This is a genomic window from Phaeobacter sp. CAU 1743 (assembly GCF_039839315.1).
Lineage (GTDB): Bacteria > Pseudomonadota > Alphaproteobacteria > Rhodobacterales > Rhodobacteraceae > Phycobacter > Phycobacter gallaeciensis_A.
Genome location: NZ_JBDOQR010000052.1, coordinates 1 through 14,936 on the forward strand (window position 1 = coordinate 1; position 14,936 = coordinate 14,936).

Sequence of the window (14,936 nt, forward strand, 5' to 3'; positions counted from 1 at the left end):
GGCTGGGAAACCCTCTCTCAGCCCCTCGAACCCATGCCCCTTGACCTCGCAGCCTAAAACACCGACCCTTCACATGCCCGGAGCGCGCCGCCAGGGAATTTCCACAGCATTCGCGACACGACCAGGATTGGGATCGAGCTTAAAGTTGGTTTTGACCTTTTCGATTACCCCACAGCGATGACCGTGATCTTGATGATCGCAGTTGTTGTGATCGGGATCGAGCTCGTCAGCGGCTGGGCCCGCACTAAAATTATTGGAGAACAACGGTGAAATCGGATACAGCTGACCAGCATTGGAATGACCAATGGAAATCCATCGAAGAAGATAGCAAGTGGCTGACGCCAGAGAAGGACGTGCAAGAATGGGCGGCTGGTCTGGCACAAGGCGCACGCATTCTTGATCTGGGGGCGGGCGTGGGGCGTCACGCACTTTGGCTGGCATCCCAGGGCTTTGACATGATCGCGTTGGATGCCGCGCCCGACGGGTTGGCAGAGATTGAAAAGGCCGGTGGCGTAGAAACAGTTCTGGCCCGCATGGATGCGCTGCCGTTCAAGGATCACGCCTTTGACCACGTGCTCAGCTGGAACGTGATCTACCATGGCGACGAAGATATCCTGCTGCGCACAATTGCCGAAATTCGTCGCGTGCTGAAGCCCGGCGGCAGTTTTATGGGGACTATGTTGTCCAAACGTCGCCTGCCGCATGAGCAGGCAAAATACGCAGGTCGTGAAATCAGCCGCAACGCATGGGTTTTTGATGCGCCCGGTACGGACAAAATGCACCCGCATTACTTTTGCGCGGCGGCAGATCTGTTGGCCCTGTTTTGGGCTTTGAATGCCTGAAGCTTGACGACCGTGAACACGAAAAGCCGGGGTCTTTCCACTGGCATCTGACAATGGAAAGACTTTGAATGATTACCTTTGAAGGCGCACAAGTCTACCTGCCCGGCGAGATCACTGAGACGACTGTTGCCATTAGCAATGGCAAGATCGTCGAATTAGGTGGCCGCGCGCAAGGCGAGGTGATCGACGCACGTGGATTGATATTGGCCCCTGCCCTGATCGACGTACATGGCGATGCGTTCGAACGCCAGCTGATGCCCCGTCCAGGGGTTTTCTTCCCAACCGAAACGGCGCTCATCGACACTGACCGTCAACTTGCAACCAACGGGATTGCCACCGCTTATCACGCCATAACGCTGGGATGGGAGCCGGGGTTGCGCGATGTGGCACGCGGCCGCGAACTCATGCAAGCCATGCGCGATCTGGCCGCGCGGCTGACCGTGGAAAACCGGGTGCAGCTTCGGTGGGAAACCTTCGCGTTCGAGGCTTTGGACGTGATCGAATGGGCGCTTGCGGGGCCACTATTGCCTTCCGTGGCATTCAATGACCACACGTCCATGACCATGAGGGCCTATGACGTCCCAATTCAGGACCGCGCTTTTGAGCTGTCCCCGGATTTTTCAATCGCCTCTTTAGACGACGCGCGAATGAAAAAGCGCACCGCTTCCAAAGCCCATCGCGCAGGGCTGAGCGAGGAAGACTATATCGCGCTCCTGGGCCACGTCTGGGATCGGCGCAGCGAGGTGCCCGACGCGATCGCATCGGTTGCACAGATGGCCCGTACAGCAGGAGCGCCCATGCTAAGCCACGATGATACACGGGCGGAAACCCGCGCCTATTTCCGCGAGCTTGGCGCAGGAGTGGCGGAATTTCCGATGGTGATGGAGGCAGCAGAAGCGGCCCGCAAAGGTGGTGATCCGATAGTCTTTGGCGCGCCGAATGCCGCCCGTGGAGGGAGCCATATAGGCTCGCTTGGTGCGGGTGACATGGTGGAGGCCGGTCTGTGCGATGCGCTAGCTTCGGATTATTTCTACCCCGCCATGCTGGCCGCAATTGCCAAGCTTGACGCAGAGCGCCGCGCGGATCGCCTTGCGCTTTGGTCGCTCGTCTCATCTGGCCCCGCACGCGCAATGGGTTTGCCCGACCGGGGCGACATCACTGTTGGTAAGCGCGCAGACCTTGTTCTGGTGGATTGGCCCGACGGCTCTGTCCCAGCCATTCAGGGGACATGGGTTGCGGGCCGTTGCGCCTATCGCGGTATACCGGCTGGATGAACCTGCCAAGACCGAACCGCGATTATATTCCTGCCATTGGACTCGGCGTAACCCAGATCATGGGGTACGGGACGTTGATGTACGCCTATGCGGTGCTCTTACCAGAAATGGCAAGGGATCTTGGACTGACCCTGTCAGAGGTATTCGGTATTCTGTCGCTGGGCCTTTTCTTTGGCGGCCTGGTCTCACCCATTGCCGGAAAACTGGTGGACCACTGTGGCGGTCGCTGGGTGATGACACTGGGCTCGATCGTGGCCAGCCTTGCGCTGATGGCGATGAGCCAAATTGAAGGGCGGATCGGGTTATTTGTGCTGATCCTGGTGGCCGAAGGCGCGGGCATGTTCGTGCTGTATAATGTAGCCTTTGCCAGTGTGGCGCGACTGGATCTAGGCGTTCCGCCGCAACGCTCGATTTCTGTCATCACGCTGTTTGGCGGGGTCGCCTCGACTATTTTCTGGCCGCTGACTCTCGCGCTGTTTAATTGGTACGGTTGGGAAACAACATGGGTGATCCTCGGCTTCAGTGCCTTGCTGATATGCACACCGATCCACTTCTTTGTCTTGCGCGGGCCTGAACGCGAGGCCGATGCACCCAAACCTGACAATGCGCCGGACTGGCCCGAACTGACCGGGCACCTGCGCAAGCAGGCAATGTTGTGGATGGTCGTTTCTTTCGTTTTTTCAGGCTACCTGATGGGCGCTGTTATGACACTTTGGGTGACCAATGTTCAGGACTTGGGCCATACGGCAGCCATGGCAGCCTTCGCCGGTGCCGTCATCGGCCCGTTCAAAACCGTGGGCCGGTTTTTTGAGATGTTGGTCAGTCGCAGCATGTACCCATTGGTGACCTATGCGCTTAGCCTCGGCCTGATGTTTTCTGGCTTTGTCGTCCTGTTGATCTTCGGATTTACGTTAACTGGACTACTGCTTGCGGCCGCACTTTACGGAATGGGCGACGGGATCAAAACCATCGCGCGCGGTACCCTGCCTTTGGCGCTATTCGGTACCAAAGGTTACGGTGCACGACTGGGGTGGATCTCCTTCGTGCAAATGGGGATCAACGCCTCCGCCCCTTTTGCTTTTGCATGGACCACACAAACCTACGGCGGCTGGTGGTCTTTTGCTGTCATGGCCCTGTGTCTTTGCTGTGCCATCGCTACCTATATGTTTATTCCCGACCCAAGGACCCACAGACATGACCCCGCTCAAAATAGGCGCCTGCCTGAAAACATCTGAGATTGCAGACCACCGCGATTGGCTGTTTGATGCCGCCCGCGATATCGAACTACAGGATTTCATGTCCCATGTCGCGCTAACCACCGGATTCGACGATCGCATTGCCGCCGCCAAGACGGCGCTTGATGGGCATACTGGACGCCTTGGCATTCATGGGCCCTTTGAAGGTCTGGATATCGACAACAAAGACTCGGAACTGCGCCCGATCATTACTGCGCGGTTCCTCAAAGCTCTCGAGGCCGCGGATCGGATCGGCGCGCGCCAGATGGTCCTGCATTCCCCTTACACGGCTTGGTATCAGAACAACTTCTTCAGCTTTCCGGGCTACGCCGAAAGCAAGATTGGCCGCATCCATCAAATTCTAGACCCCGTCGTGCGCGCAGCCGAAAACATGGGCATCACTCTTGTGATCGAAAACATTCAGGACGTTCGCCCAGAAACACGTCGCGCGATGGTGGATGGCTTTGGCTCACAAGCAATCGCACTTTCCATCGACACCGGGCACGCTCAGTTAGCCCGTCGCATGTCTGGCGCCCCACCCGTCGCTGACTTTATCACTGATGCCGGTGCGCAGCTTGCCCATGTCCACCTGCAAGACGTCGATGGCCATGCCGACCGCCACTGGGCCCCGGGGGAAGGGGAAATCGAATGGACAGCTGTCTTCCGTGCCTTGGCTGCTTGCGAAAGCGACCCGCACCTCGTGCTGGAACTGCGTGATAATGCGGACATTCCGAAGGGATTTCGCGCGCTGAGTGATCTTGGTGTGGTGATTTGACAGCTTGTTGCATGGGTCGCGGATTTTGGCGAAGACGCCGGTTCTGATATCCTCAAGGTAGCGCCCTATGCCGCATATATTCAACGCTGGTCGACGCGATAAGTTTTCCAAGGCGAAATACACGGTGACGAATTGGTCGGATTTCAACGAGGCTCTGCGCCGTCGCGGAGACGTTACGATCTGGCTTGAGGCCGGGGCTGCCGGGCGATGGTCAGCGCCGAAGCGAAAGGGTCGCGGTGGTCAGCCAAAATATTCGGACTTCGCGATTGAGACGTGTCTGACGCGGGGGCTGATCTTTCACCAGCCGTTGCATCAGACCCAAGAGTTCGTCCGGTCGCTACTTGGACTGATGGGCGTGGAGTTGCCGGTTCCAGACTTCTCGACCTTATCGCGGCGGGCGATTGACCTCTCGGTCGTGGACGAAAGGCCACAATCCAGTGGCACCACCACGCTGATCGTGGATAGCACAGGCCTGAAGATCCATCGCGGTTCGGGCTGGCAGGACGAAAAGCATGGCACGTGAAAGACCCGCAAATCCTGGCGTCAACTGCACATCGGGTATGACCCGGACAGCGGTGAGATCGTCGCCTCACTGTTGACCACAGACCAGATCGGCGACGAAACCGCCTTGCCCGACCTCATCGTGGGGATCGCAAGCCAGGTGACCCGCGTTCTGGCGGACGCCGCTTATGATGGCACCGTAGTTTCCGATTGCTTGACCCAAAAGTTCTGACCCGATGTCGAGATCACCGTATGCGGCGTCTCCGTCCCATTGATTTCGGGCGTTTTTGTTGGGTGACGCGCCTGCGAGAAGATCTGCATGGTTTGATGGAGGTCTTGCATGGCGGATGGTGGGGATGGGTTTGTCGGGCGGTGTGATGTTGTTGAGCCTCGGCGGGGGAACCGCCGGTGGCCTGATCATGTGAAGGCGCGGATTGTTGCGGAGAGCTTTCAGCCCGGGAGCCGGGTTGTGGATGTCGCCCGTCGCCATGGCCTTATACCGCACCAGCTTTCTGACTGGCGCCGTCATGCCCGGCAGGGTCTGCTGGCCGTGCCTGCCGAGATCTTGGCTGGTCTTCCTGCTCCCCAAGGGCCTGAGCCGATGTTTGTGCCTTTGGCTGTCGCTTGCGAAGCAGAACCACTCTCCGATTGCGGGGCGTTGGTTGAGACAAGCTCGGATGCGGCGGGCATGATGACGGTCGAGTTTGGACCGGACCTGCGCTTGCGCATTCCTGGCGATGTTGCGGTGGAACGGGCGGCGGCGCTGGTGCGTGCATTGCGCGGGGCGGCATGATCGTCGCGGGTCAGCGTCTGCCGATCCTGATTGCGACAAAGCCGGTCGACTTCCGCTGTGGCCACCAGGCGCTGGCGCTGATCGTGCAGACGGAGCTGAAGCTCGACCCGCATTCCGGGGTGACGGTGGTGTTTAGGTCGAAGCGCGGGGACCGGTTGAAGATCCTGGTCTGGGATGGCAGCGGAATGGTGCTGACCTACAAGGTCCTGGAACAGGGCAGCTTCTCTTGGCCGAAAGTGCAGGATGGGGTGATGCGGCTGTCGCGGGCGCAATTTGAAGCGCTATTCGAAGGTCTGGATTGGCGGCGGGTGGTGGCGCAACGGGTATTGCCGCCGGCTGTGGCAGGATGACTCATCTGGCCAGTTTTGGCTTTGTTTTATTGGGCTTTCTATCCCGGATCGGGTAGAAAAGCGCATGTCGCAATCACTCGATCTCAGCCAATTCCCTGACCTGCCGCCCGAGGTGGTGCAAGCCTTCTCCGCCCAGACTGCGGCGCTGGAAGCAGCGCAGTTTGAGGCGCGGGTCGAGCGAGCTGCGCGTCAGCATGAGCAGGCGGTGGTGGCGGAGAAGGAGGCCTTCATCGTCGAGCTGAAGGACCTGATCGCGAAGCTGGAAGGTCAGGTTCAGGATTATCGACGCACGAAGTTCGGGCCGAAATCGGAGAAGCTGGACCCGGCACAACTAGAACTGGCGCTGGAAGATCTGGAAACTGCGATTGCCGAGACGCAGGCACAAATTGCGGCTGTCGAGGACAGGATCGCGGCCAGCGAGCCCGACCCTGAAAAGCGCAAGCCACGGGAACCGCGCAAGGTGCGGGCCCTGCCGGAAAGTCTCCCGCGTATCGAACGTGTGCTCGAGCCTGACAGCATTGCCTGCCCCTGCGGCTGCGGCGACATGGTCCGGATCGGCGAAGACCGAACCGAACGGCTGGATTACATTCCGGCGCGCTATCAGGTGATCGTGACGGTCCGTCCCAAATATGCATGCCCCAAGGGGCGCACGGGCGTGGTGCAAGCCAAGGCGCCGGCGCATCTGCTGGAGGGCAGTTGGCCCACCGAGCCGCTCTTGGCCCAGATCGCAGTCTCCAAACATTCCGAGCACATGCCACTGAACCGGCAGGCCGTGGTGATGGCTCGGCACGGGGTTCCAATTGACCGGTCGGTGCTGGCCGACTGGATGGGCCGGACAGGTGCCCTGATTGCCCCCGTGGTTGACCACATGGCAAAACGGCTGCTGGCCGACAGCACACGGCTTTACGTCGATGAAACGGCCGCCCCGGTGCTGGACCCGGGGAAGGGAAAGACGAAGACCGGCTATCTTTGGGCGGTCTTGCGCGATGACCGAGGCTGGGGTGGCACCGCGCCGCCTGGAGTCGTGTTCCATTACCGGCCTGGGCGTAAAGGAGAATATGCCGCCGAAATCCTCGCTGGCTTCAATGGCACGATCCAAGTCGATGCCTACGGCGGCTATTCTCACCTAGCAACACCCAAGCGCACAGGTGGCGATCCACTGCGGCTGGCCTTCTGCTGGGCGCACGGCCGACGCAAACTGATCAAGGCCAAGCCGAAGAAGGGCTCGCCCATTGTCGACGAAGCATTGGTGCGCATCGCGGCGCTCTACAAGGTCGAGGACGCCATCCGCGGGTCAGGCCCGGATCGTCGTCAGGCTGTTCGGCAGGAATTGTCGCGCCCCTTGGTCGATGCGTTCTTCACCTGGTTGGCGGCACAGGCCAAGCGCGTGTCGCGCAAGTCCGACCTCGGCGAGGCCATGGCCTATATGCTGAAACGGCAGGATGGCTTCCGTCTGTTCCTCGATGATGGTCACGTCGACATCGACTCCAACCTGGTGGAAAACGCCATCCGCAGCCCGGCCATGAACCGCCGCAATGCATTGTTCGCAGGGCATGACGAGGGCGGCCGCAATTGGGCCCGCTTCGCCAGTCTGATTGGCACCTGCAAGATGAATAACGTCGAACCCTACGCCTACCTGCGCGACCTGTTCGTCAGCATCGCAAATGGCCATCCGGCCAAGGACATCGACGCTCTGATGCCATGGGCTTACACGCAGCACCTCATCCCCTCAAAATGACCTCGTCCGGGACTCCCCGACGAGCTCACAGTGCGAAGAAAGCGGTAGACAGGCCGGCCGCAATAGCAAAATCAATGGGCCGGAAACGGCGCATACAGATCACCATCCCGCCACTAATTACCGCTGTTCCCGGCCTACGCGATGGGCGCAACGCTCACATAGAGCATATCGCCGAGCATGGCCGAATGGCAGGGTAGTCAGCAACGGGATACAATCGCAGAGCCCTCGTCGAAGCCCAGATCGGGCGCCACAAAGACCCTCAACCGCATGACCCGCCTCGGTCATGCGGTCTTCAAACGTGCCGCATAGTCGTTCGGGGAAAGGGGCGCCTGCACCCATATTTTGACCCATGCAACAAGCTGGCATGAAAGAAAACTGAACCGTTGAGGTGATGGCTCATTGTTCGAGCAAATCACCTTGGCATCTGCTTAAATCACCGGAACTTCGCACGGAGCATATTGCTGAGTATATCCACAACGGTCACACAGGCGAGGATGACCAGCAAAACCGCTGACACCTGTGGGTAGTCCAGAAGGCGGAGCGAGCCGACGAGCTCGGTGCCGATACCGCCTGCACCGACCATCCCCATAACGGTCGAGGCTCGGAAATTATACTCCCAGCGATACATGCTCACATCTGCGAATTGCGGGAACACCTGCGGCAGGACACCGTGTAAGATGACTTGCATTGACGTGGCTCCCGACGCCTCGGTTGCTTCTATCGGTGCGGGGTGCGCGTGCTCAATGGCCTCAGCAAAGAATTTGCCGACCATTCCGACCGAATGGAGGCCAAGCGCCAAGACACCCGGCAACATGCCAAAACCGACGGCTGCGACAAAGATGATACCCATGATCAATTCCGGGATCGAGCGGAGCGTGTTCAGGACAACCCGCGCGACTTGGTAGACTACCTTGTTGGGCGACGTGTTCCGTGCGGCCAGAAACCCGAGTGGCAGAGAAAGTGCTACGGCGAGCGCCGTGCCCGCGACAGACATCGCCAACGTCTCGACGAGAGGCCCTACCCAATCGCGCCAACGGCCGAAATCCGGCGGGAACATCTCGGTGCCGAGGATGCCGATGGCCGGCAGGCCGTTGGCCAGCCGGCTCCGATCCAGCATCCCAGTCATCCATAGCGATGCAATGACGATCGCGGCGACAACGGCGATTTGCAAGAGCAGCTTTCGCCGCCCCTTGCTGTCCTCGGCCAGCACATCTTCAGCGTTGGTCAGCGCAGGCTGGGCAGTCAAGAGGCGGGTCATGGCAGTCTCCTAGTCCGGGCAGTCTCAGTCGGCTTGCAGGTTCTTGCGGATGTCACGAATGATGTCGTAGTCGGCATCCGTGATCGCTGCGAAGGCATCGGCCTTGAAGGGCTTCAGCACTGCATCGCCTGCTTCGGTCCCGCGCTCCAAGGTCAGGAAAGCGTCCTTGATCGAGCCTTCGAGCGTCTCGGTCATGTCGGTGCGCAGAACCCAAGGGTATTGTGGGATATCGGCGGAGTAGCCGATGACGACTAACTTCGATTCATCAACCGATCCCTTGGCAAGCAGGCTCTCGTAGATCGGACGGCTCAGACCGCCGACGGCAGCATTGCCCAGCTCGACGTTGCGCGCGACCGCGTCATGCGCGCCCGTGAAGTTCTGTTTATAGTCATCGCCCTCTGTCACGCCTTCGAGCATCATCGTGTATTTCGGCGCGAAGTGGCTCGAGGTGGAGGCCTGGTCGCCAAAAGCCACATCAATACCCGACCCTTCGATATCGTCGATCGAGTCGATACCGCTTTCGACATTGGCAATGAGGACCGACTGGTAGGTGGTGCTGCCATCCGTCACGCGCGCGGCGAAGGGCTCGATGTCCAGATCACCATCCGCCATCTTGGCCTTGGCGATCGTGTAGGAGGCGGGCCCAAAATACGCGACATCCACGCGCCCGAAGCGCATCGCCTCGATCATCGAGGAGTAGTCGGTCGTGACGATCAGCTCGATATCCTTGCCGAGCTTCTCTTCGAGATACGCGGCCAGCGGCTTGTTATCCTGGATCACGGTCGAGGCGTTTTCATCCGGAAGCAGCGCGACGCGCAAAGTGTCCGGATCATGATCGCCCGCAGCGAACGCGGCGGTTGTGGCAAGCAGCATGGCTGTGAGAGTTGCAAAGGTTTTCATGGCAGTCTCCAAGAGTTGAAAGATCAGGTGGTCGTGTCGGTCGGCGCGTCGTAGATGCGCGTCAGCGCGGCGCCGTCCAGCGCCGAGGGCGGTCCGTCAAAAACTATGTTGCCGTCAGAAAGGCCGATGATGCGGTCGGCATAGGCCTTGGCAAAATCGAGCTGGTGAAGGCTGACGATGACGGGAATTCGGTCTTCGCGGCAGACGTCGCGCAAGATTTTCATCACCCGGTCCGAAGATGCCGGATCGAGCGATGCGATAGGCTCGTCCGCGAGGATCAGCTTTGGCTCCTGCGTGAGCGCGCGCGCAATGCCGACGCGCTGCTGCTGGCCACCTGACAGGCTGTCACAGCGTGTCAGCGCCTTGTCAAAGAGGCCCACGCGGCTGAGAGATTCCAGCGCAAGGTGTTTCTCGGCGCGCGAAAAGCCTGCCAAACTGCTCCAGACAGAATGGCGACCGAGACGCGCCATGAGGACATTGCGCAGAGCGCTCAGGCGGCCGATCAGTTGGTGCTGCTGAAAGATCATGGCGGTGTCGCGCCGATGAAACCGGATATCGCGGCGCGACTTCAACTGCTGGCCCGCCGATGTCACGATATGTCCTGCGCTTGGCTGGGTCAGCAGGTTGAGAGTGCGAAGAAGCGTAGACTTACCGGCGCCCGACGGACCAAGAAGGACGGTCACTTCCCCGTCCATGAATTGGCAGGTGGTCTTATTGAGTGCGCGTGTGCCGTTCGGGTACACGACTTCGACATCGTCGACGCTCAGAATATCACGTCCCATAATACTCATTGACCCATCCATCGCACCGATTCTCCTTCTGTTAGTTCTTTGATACGCAATATATATGACAGTTTTATTACATATTGCGATATATGTTCCTTGCTGTTAGTGATTGGAAAATCGCAGCTAAGGATGTTGGATAATGGTCAAAATTGTAGTGCCCAACTGGATCGAAGATGAGACGCTGGCACGCCTTTCAGCGCACGGGGATGTCGTGACCAGCGAGGGGCGCGATCCACTCGCCGACGACGAATTGCGTGCGGCTTGCGCGGATGCATCGGCGTTGATGGCCTTCATGACCGAGTGCGTCGACCGCCCATTTCTGGACGCCTGCCCCAAATTGAAGATTATTGCCGGCGCATTGAAAGGCTTCGATAATCTTGATCAGCGGGCCTGCACAGATGCCAGGGTGCTGTTGACCTATGTTCCGAACCTTTTGACCGAGCCGACGGCCGAGTTGGCCATTGGCCTCAGCATTGCGCTCGCACGGAACATGCGTGCGGGAGACGCGCATCTACGGTCAGGAACGTTCGCCGGGTGGCGGCCCAATTTTTATGGTGGCAGCCTGCAAGGCGCGACCGTGGGCATCATCGGCGGCGGTGCAGTGGGCCGCGAGACAATGCGGCTCCTTTCGGGTTTTCGAGGCCGGCGCATCTACTTCGACGAAAATCGCCTCGACCCCACGACGGAAAAAGCTCTCGATGCGCAGTACGCTCCGCTCGATGATCTCACCCGCCTGTCTGACTTCATCATCCTTGCGCTGCCATTGACGGACCAGACCAAGCACATCGTGAATGTATCTTTTCTAGCAGCGATGAAACAAGGGACTTATCTGGTCAATCCCGCGCGCGGATCGTTGGTGGATGAGGCCGCCGTCGTGGAGGCGCTGAACACAGGCCGCCTTGCCGGCTATGCCGCGGACACGTTCGAGATGGAGGATTGGCATCGCCCGGATCGGCCAAGGCAAGTTCATCCAGCGCTCCTCGCCTGTGACCAAACGGTTCTGACACCGCATATCGGATCGGCAGTCAGCGAGGTGCGCCGCCAGATTGCAGCCGAGGCCGCCGATGAGATCATCGCCTTTCTTTCTGGCAAGCGGCCGCGCCACGCCGTCAATCCCGAGGTGCTCGAGACGTGAACCCGACTGTTCTCAAAAGCTTCGTCGCGCTGGCCGAACTCGGCAGCTTCCAGACTGCCGCCGTCCGGATCGGCATCGCGCAGCCTACCCTGTCGCAACATATCAAGAAATTGGAGGAGGACTTAGGCGCGCCCTTGATCCAGCGCAGCCATAGCGGCAGCCGCCTGACCGACGCCGGGCTGCGACTCCTGCCACATGCACAGCAGATTCTTACATCCACTCAAAGGGCACAGGCCGCCGTTTTATCCGAGTCGCTCAAGATCGGGTGCAGCGGCAACATCGCATCATACTTCATGCCGGATGCGCTGGCATCCTTTCTCAAACAGACATCATCGCAGATGCGATGGGAGGTCATCTCAGCCCCAAACCCTCGCGTTGCGCAGATGTTGCTGGCCGAAGAGATCGACATCGCCGCGATGGAGTGGCCAATTTCCCACCCCGCCGTAACGGTGGCTCCTTGGCTCAGCGATGAAATGATCGTCATCCTGCCAAGCGATCATCCACTTGCCACGCGCGAAGAGATCAGCTTTGCCGAACTCAAGACGCTCAAGATGCTGGGCGGCGAGCGCGGCAGCGGGACCGGCACCCTTCTGACAGAAGCACTAGGGCCCCAAGCAGAAGATGTCGACACCATCGGCAATGTGGGCTCGACCGAGGCAGTTAAGCGCAGCGTGGCCGCCGGTCTGGGCGCGTCCATCGTGCTGGAGACGGCGGTGCGAGGCGAAATTGCTTCGGGCTCGCTGGCACGAGCAAGGCTCGAAGGAATGCCTTTGAGAAAGCAGTTTTTCATCGCGCAAATCACATCAAGCGCCGAGACCGGCCCAGCGGCCCGGCTTTTCAAGTTTCTACTTGAGTCCGACTGACGACCCTACCCGGGGAGTGGACAGAACATGGGGGTCATGCGGCGCGTTTTCTGTTTGCGACGGTCAGCCGACCATCGAGAACTGCGGCCCTTGTGACGGCTACTCGGTGAGCCCCTTTGGGCGACCACCGCATCCTTCTGCGCTTTCCCATGCGGGCATTGGCAATGTCATCGACTGATCCTTCGGCACGAGATGACGAGATGGGCAGCCCGTTACGGTACCGTCGGCCATAGTCGACAAGGGATTCCATGTTGTTCGCGAGATAGGTGTACAGTGTCCCGCATCGGGCCTGCACACGAGCGGCAGCGGTGCGGACAGCCAAAGGTTCTTCCGCAAGGCGGGTGCAATCGTGCATGAGCCCTTTCAGATAAGTTTCCGCGACCCGTGCTCTGCCATGCCACAGCCACCAGCGAAGGCTTTTCGCGGGGCGCTGGAACAGCACCGGAATTCCAGTGAATCCCGGTATCTGGACCAGACCCTGAACGGCGGCCTCGACATGTCGAATACGCATCGAGATGTGCCACCAGTCGAGGATATGCTTCACCTGGCCGTCGCCACCCATGGCATTCCGTATGAGGTTCGGGAGAGCAAGCTCGCCATCAGAGATTACCGTCAACAGACGGCCCGGCTTCCATCCAAAGTCTGACAGCTCTTCTCGCATCCGGCTGCCTGGCGATGCCGTCGCATTGGCGACCAAGCCAAATCGTCGGCACATATTGCGACTTTCAATCTTACCGACCACAAGATCCAGGTGTCGCTGCTGATACTCCGGTCGACAGCGGATATGCGCACCGTCCAGAAAAACCGTCAAACCCCCTTTGGGAAGTGCTTCAGCGGGATCGCCTGATGCCCTTCGACTTTTCTCGAGCCCCGCGGCTACTCTTCCCAACCGGTCACGCACCGTGGTGTGATGGGGCGGATGGCAGGGGAGGAAGCTTTTCATCAGCCGCGCGGCTTCGCGAAAGGAATGCCGGGACCCGAGTTCCGCATGGAGCCGCTGCAGCTCCGGGGTAGCCCGGTCAGGAAAGAAATAGGCCAGCGGAGAAATAGGTCCGCCGGGCATCGCCGCTGACCTGGCATCACACGAACAGCGGCGCAAGTGCGCGGCTTTGACCCGAACCCGCCCAAAGAGCGTGTCGAGATCGCGCGTGCGATAGTCATGAATGGCACGAACCGAGGCGCAATCCGGGCATACGCGGCTTTCTCGAATGATCTCATCGACCTGATCGTAAAGGATTACCCTCTGGATCTGTTCGAGGATCCTTTTCCCATCCTCGAGGCGCAGCCCGATCCCGTCTGGGCAGGTCACCCGGTATGGTCGAGAAATGCCGTCAAGCTGATGAGTGCGCTTCTCCCCGTTGTCGAAGGTAGTTTCGATTGTAATCCGTACGTCCATGGCAGCCCCCCATACAAAGAGCTTACCTTAGCACAGGCCAGATCACCGACGACGACCCCCATGTTCTGTCCACTCCCGCAAAATCTCATATTTAAGGGCAAAGGGTGGCCGTTGATTTCGTTGGATTTCTCATCTCACAATTAAGGGCTACGCAACATATGTCATCGCAGCGGGCGGCGGGTCTGCGCAACGCAGTGCTGTATGCGGCACTGTGATGTTCGTCGGCGGCTACGTAAAAACCAGCGTGCGCTGCCCGCTCAGCATGACGCGTCCTTCAAGGTGCATCTTGACTGCGCGCGCCAGAACCCGCGCTTCGATATCACGGCCGACCGCCACAAGATCGTCCGGGGTCATGGAATGGGCGACTCGCTCAGCCTCCTGCTCGATGATCGGCCCTTCGTCGAGGTCGGCGGTGACATAGTGCGCCGTGGCCCCAATGAGCTTGACCCCACGTTCATGCGCCTGGTGATAGGGCTTGGCACCCTTGAAGCTGGGAAGGAAGGAGTGGTGAATATTGATCACCCGCCCCGACAGCGCGCGCGAAAGTTCGTCAGACAGCACCTGCATGTAACGCGCCAGAACCACCAGATCGGCGTCTGTTTCCTCGACCAGCTTCAGCAGTTCCGCCTCGGCTTCGACCTTGGTTTCACGGGTTACAGGCAGGTGGTAAAAGGGCAAGCCTTCGTGTTCCGCGATGCGGCGCGCATCCGGATGGTTCGAAACGATGGCCACGACTTCAGCATCGAGCCAGCCAACACGAACTTGGTACAGAAGATGCAGCATTGCGTGATCAAAGCGCGACACCATGATGAGCAGGCGCGGCTTGCGTGCCGTATGGCGGAGGTTCAAATCCATATCAAACTGCACCTTGATCGGTGCGAGCGCGTCGAGGATGCGGGTCTCATCGCCGTCCTCTGCCAGAAACGCCACGCGTAGGAAAAAGCGATCACTCTGGCGATCCCAGAACTGCGCGGTCTCGACGAGATTGGCCCCCTGGGAGGCCAGCGCGGACGTCACCGCCGCCACGATCCCCGGTGCCGCGTCGCAGGATAGTTTCAGGATGAATTGTGGTTCGGATGGCTCCCGCAAAA

At 59.5% G+C, this 14,936-nt stretch carries 16 protein-coding genes; 10 read left to right on the forward strand and 6 right to left on the reverse strand.

Annotation, left to right across the window (positions count from 1 at the left end; all coding sequences use genetic code 11):
• The first annotated feature begins 266 nt into the window (after positions 1-266).
• From AAFO90_RS17850 to AAFO90_RS17870, 5 genes are all read left to right on the forward strand, one after another.
• A complete protein-coding gene (locus AAFO90_RS17850; RefSeq protein ID WP_347510232.1) occupies positions 267-842 on the forward strand; it encodes a class I SAM-dependent methyltransferase in 576 nt (191 codons plus the stop codon).
• A gap of 68 nt (positions 843-910) precedes the next feature.
• The gene (locus tag AAFO90_RS17855; protein ID WP_089423493.1) at positions 911-2,116 is read left to right on the forward strand and encodes an alpha-D-ribose 1-methylphosphonate 5-triphosphate diphosphatase; all 1,206 of its coding nucleotides are present in this window, start codon (positions 911-913) and stop codon (positions 2,114-2,116) included.
• On the forward strand, positions 2,113-3,351 hold the full coding sequence (locus AAFO90_RS17860; RefSeq protein WP_157729113.1) for an MFS transporter: 1,239 nt from the start codon (positions 2,113-2,115) through the stop codon (positions 3,349-3,351). Before AAFO90_RS17855 ends, AAFO90_RS17860 begins: the two co-directional genes overlap by 4 nt.
• Positions 3,311-4,126 (forward strand): sugar phosphate isomerase/epimerase family protein, encoded by an 816-nt coding sequence (locus tag AAFO90_RS17865; protein WP_009573553.1) that lies wholly within the window; start codon positions 3,311-3,313, stop codon positions 4,124-4,126. Before AAFO90_RS17860 ends, AAFO90_RS17865 begins: the two co-directional genes overlap by 41 nt.
• A 67-nt stretch (positions 4,127-4,193) precedes the next feature.
• The gene (locus tag AAFO90_RS17870; protein ID WP_347510233.1) at positions 4,194-4,649 is read left to right on the forward strand and encodes a transposase; all 456 of its coding nucleotides are present in this window, start codon (positions 4,194-4,196) and stop codon (positions 4,647-4,649) included.
• Positions 4,650-4,715: 66 nt separating this feature from the next.
• Here AAFO90_RS17870 and AAFO90_RS17875 read toward each other — a convergent pair whose 3' ends face one another.
• The gene (locus AAFO90_RS17875) at positions 4,716-5,117 is read right to left on the reverse strand and encodes a hypothetical protein (RefSeq protein WP_347510252.1); all 402 of its coding nucleotides are present in this window, start codon (positions 5,115-5,117) and stop codon (positions 4,716-4,718) included.
• Between AAFO90_RS17875 and AAFO90_RS17880 the strand changes: the two genes are divergently transcribed.
• From AAFO90_RS17880 to AAFO90_RS17890, 3 genes are all read left to right on the forward strand, one after another.
• The gene (locus tag AAFO90_RS17880) at positions 5,049-5,420 is read left to right on the forward strand and encodes a transposase (RefSeq protein ID WP_347510234.1); all 372 of its coding nucleotides are present in this window, start codon (positions 5,049-5,051) and stop codon (positions 5,418-5,420) included. The two genes, AAFO90_RS17875 and AAFO90_RS17880, sit on opposite strands and share 69 nt — an antisense overlap.
• Complete coding sequence (tnpB, locus tag AAFO90_RS17885; protein ID WP_347510235.1) at positions 5,417-5,770, forward strand: IS66 family insertion sequence element accessory protein TnpB; 354 nt, start codon at positions 5,417-5,419, stop codon at positions 5,768-5,770. The genes AAFO90_RS17880 and tnpB overlap by 4 nt, the downstream gene beginning before the upstream one ends.
• A 64-nt stretch (positions 5,771-5,834) precedes the next feature.
• On the forward strand, positions 5,835-7,508 hold the full coding sequence (locus AAFO90_RS17890) for an IS66 family transposase (RefSeq protein ID WP_347510251.1): 1,674 nt from the start codon (positions 5,835-5,837) through the stop codon (positions 7,506-7,508).
• 433 nt (positions 7,509-7,941) lie between these two features.
• Here AAFO90_RS17890 and phnE read toward each other — a convergent pair whose 3' ends face one another.
• Genes phnE through phnC form a run of 3 tightly spaced genes read right to left on the reverse strand, consistent with a single transcriptional unit; the run spans position 7,942 to position 10,457 of the window.
• Positions 7,942-8,766: a phosphonate ABC transporter, permease protein PhnE gene (phnE, locus tag AAFO90_RS17895; protein ID WP_347510236.1), complete on the reverse strand. Its 825-nt coding sequence runs from the start codon at positions 8,764-8,766 to the stop codon at positions 7,942-7,944.
• Positions 8,767-8,790: 24 nt separating this feature from the next.
• The gene (phnD, locus tag AAFO90_RS17900; RefSeq protein WP_347510237.1) at positions 8,791-9,666 is read right to left on the reverse strand and encodes a phosphate/phosphite/phosphonate ABC transporter substrate-binding protein; all 876 of its coding nucleotides are present in this window, start codon (positions 9,664-9,666) and stop codon (positions 8,791-8,793) included.
• A 23-nt stretch (positions 9,667-9,689) separates the two neighbouring features.
• Positions 9,690-10,457 carry a phosphonate ABC transporter ATP-binding protein gene (gene phnC / locus AAFO90_RS17905; protein ID WP_347510238.1) on the reverse strand — a complete coding sequence of 256 codons (768 nt, stop codon included), beginning with the start codon at positions 10,455-10,457 and terminating at the stop codon, positions 9,690-9,692.
• Positions 10,458-10,590: 133 nt separating this feature from the next.
• Here phnC and AAFO90_RS17910 point away from each other — a divergent pair, with 133 nt between their 5' ends.
• Together AAFO90_RS17910 and AAFO90_RS17915 are read left to right on the forward strand one after the other, a co-directional pair.
• Entirely contained in the window at positions 10,591-11,586 is a 996-nt protein-coding gene (locus AAFO90_RS17910; RefSeq protein ID WP_009573548.1) for an NAD(P)-dependent oxidoreductase, read from the forward strand.
• A complete protein-coding gene (locus AAFO90_RS17915; protein ID WP_009573532.1) occupies positions 11,583-12,449 on the forward strand; it encodes a LysR family transcriptional regulator in 867 nt (288 codons plus the stop codon). Before AAFO90_RS17910 ends, AAFO90_RS17915 begins: the two co-directional genes overlap by 4 nt.
• Before the next feature lie 34 nt (positions 12,450-12,483).
• Here the strand turns inward: AAFO90_RS17915 and AAFO90_RS17920 are convergent, their stop codons facing one another.
• Positions 12,484-13,845 carry an ISKra4 family transposase gene (locus tag AAFO90_RS17920; RefSeq protein ID WP_347510239.1) on the reverse strand — a complete coding sequence of 454 codons (1,362 nt, stop codon included), beginning with the start codon at positions 13,843-13,845 and terminating at the stop codon, positions 12,484-12,486.
• A 228-nt stretch (positions 13,846-14,073) separates the two neighbouring features.
• On the reverse strand, positions 14,074-14,934 hold the full coding sequence (purU, locus tag AAFO90_RS17925; RefSeq protein ID WP_347510240.1) for a formyltetrahydrofolate deformylase: 861 nt from the start codon (positions 14,932-14,934) through the stop codon (positions 14,074-14,076).
• Between the last annotated feature and the right edge of the window lie 2 nt (positions 14,935-14,936).

Coding starts and splice junctions, on each gene's coding strand:
- AAFO90_RS17855 (WP_089423493.1), top strand. CDS start 911: ATGATTACCTTTGAAGGCGCACAAGTCTACCTGCCCGGCGAGATCACT.
- AAFO90_RS17860 (WP_157729113.1), top strand. CDS start 2,113: ATGAACCTGCCAAGACCGAACCGCGATTATATTCCTGCCATTGGACTC.
- AAFO90_RS17865 (WP_009573553.1), top strand. CDS start 3,311: ATGACCCCGCTCAAAATAGGCGCCTGCCTGAAAACATCTGAGATTGCA.
- AAFO90_RS17870 (WP_347510233.1), top strand. CDS start 4,194: ATGCCGCATATATTCAACGCTGGTCGACGCGATAAGTTTTCCAAGGCG.
- AAFO90_RS17875 (WP_347510252.1), bottom strand. CDS start 5,117: ATGGCGACGGGCGACATCCACAACCCGGCTCCCGGGCTGAAAGCTCTC.
- tnpB (WP_347510235.1), top strand. CDS start 5,417: ATGATCGTCGCGGGTCAGCGTCTGCCGATCCTGATTGCGACAAAGCCG.
- AAFO90_RS17890 (WP_347510251.1), top strand. CDS start 5,835: ATGTCGCAATCACTCGATCTCAGCCAATTCCCTGACCTGCCGCCCGAG.
- phnE (WP_347510236.1), bottom strand. CDS start 8,766: ATGACCCGCCTCTTGACTGCCCAGCCTGCGCTGACCAACGCTGAAGAT.
- phnD (WP_347510237.1), bottom strand. CDS start 9,666: ATGAAAACCTTTGCAACTCTCACAGCCATGCTGCTTGCCACAACCGCC.
- phnC (WP_347510238.1), bottom strand. CDS start 10,457: ATGAGTATTATGGGACGTGATATTCTGAGCGTCGACGATGTCGAAGTC.
- AAFO90_RS17910 (WP_009573548.1), top strand. CDS start 10,591: ATGGTCAAAATTGTAGTGCCCAACTGGATCGAAGATGAGACGCTGGCA.
- AAFO90_RS17920 (WP_347510239.1), bottom strand. CDS start 13,845: ATGGACGTACGGATTACAATCGAAACTACCTTCGACAACGGGGAGAAG.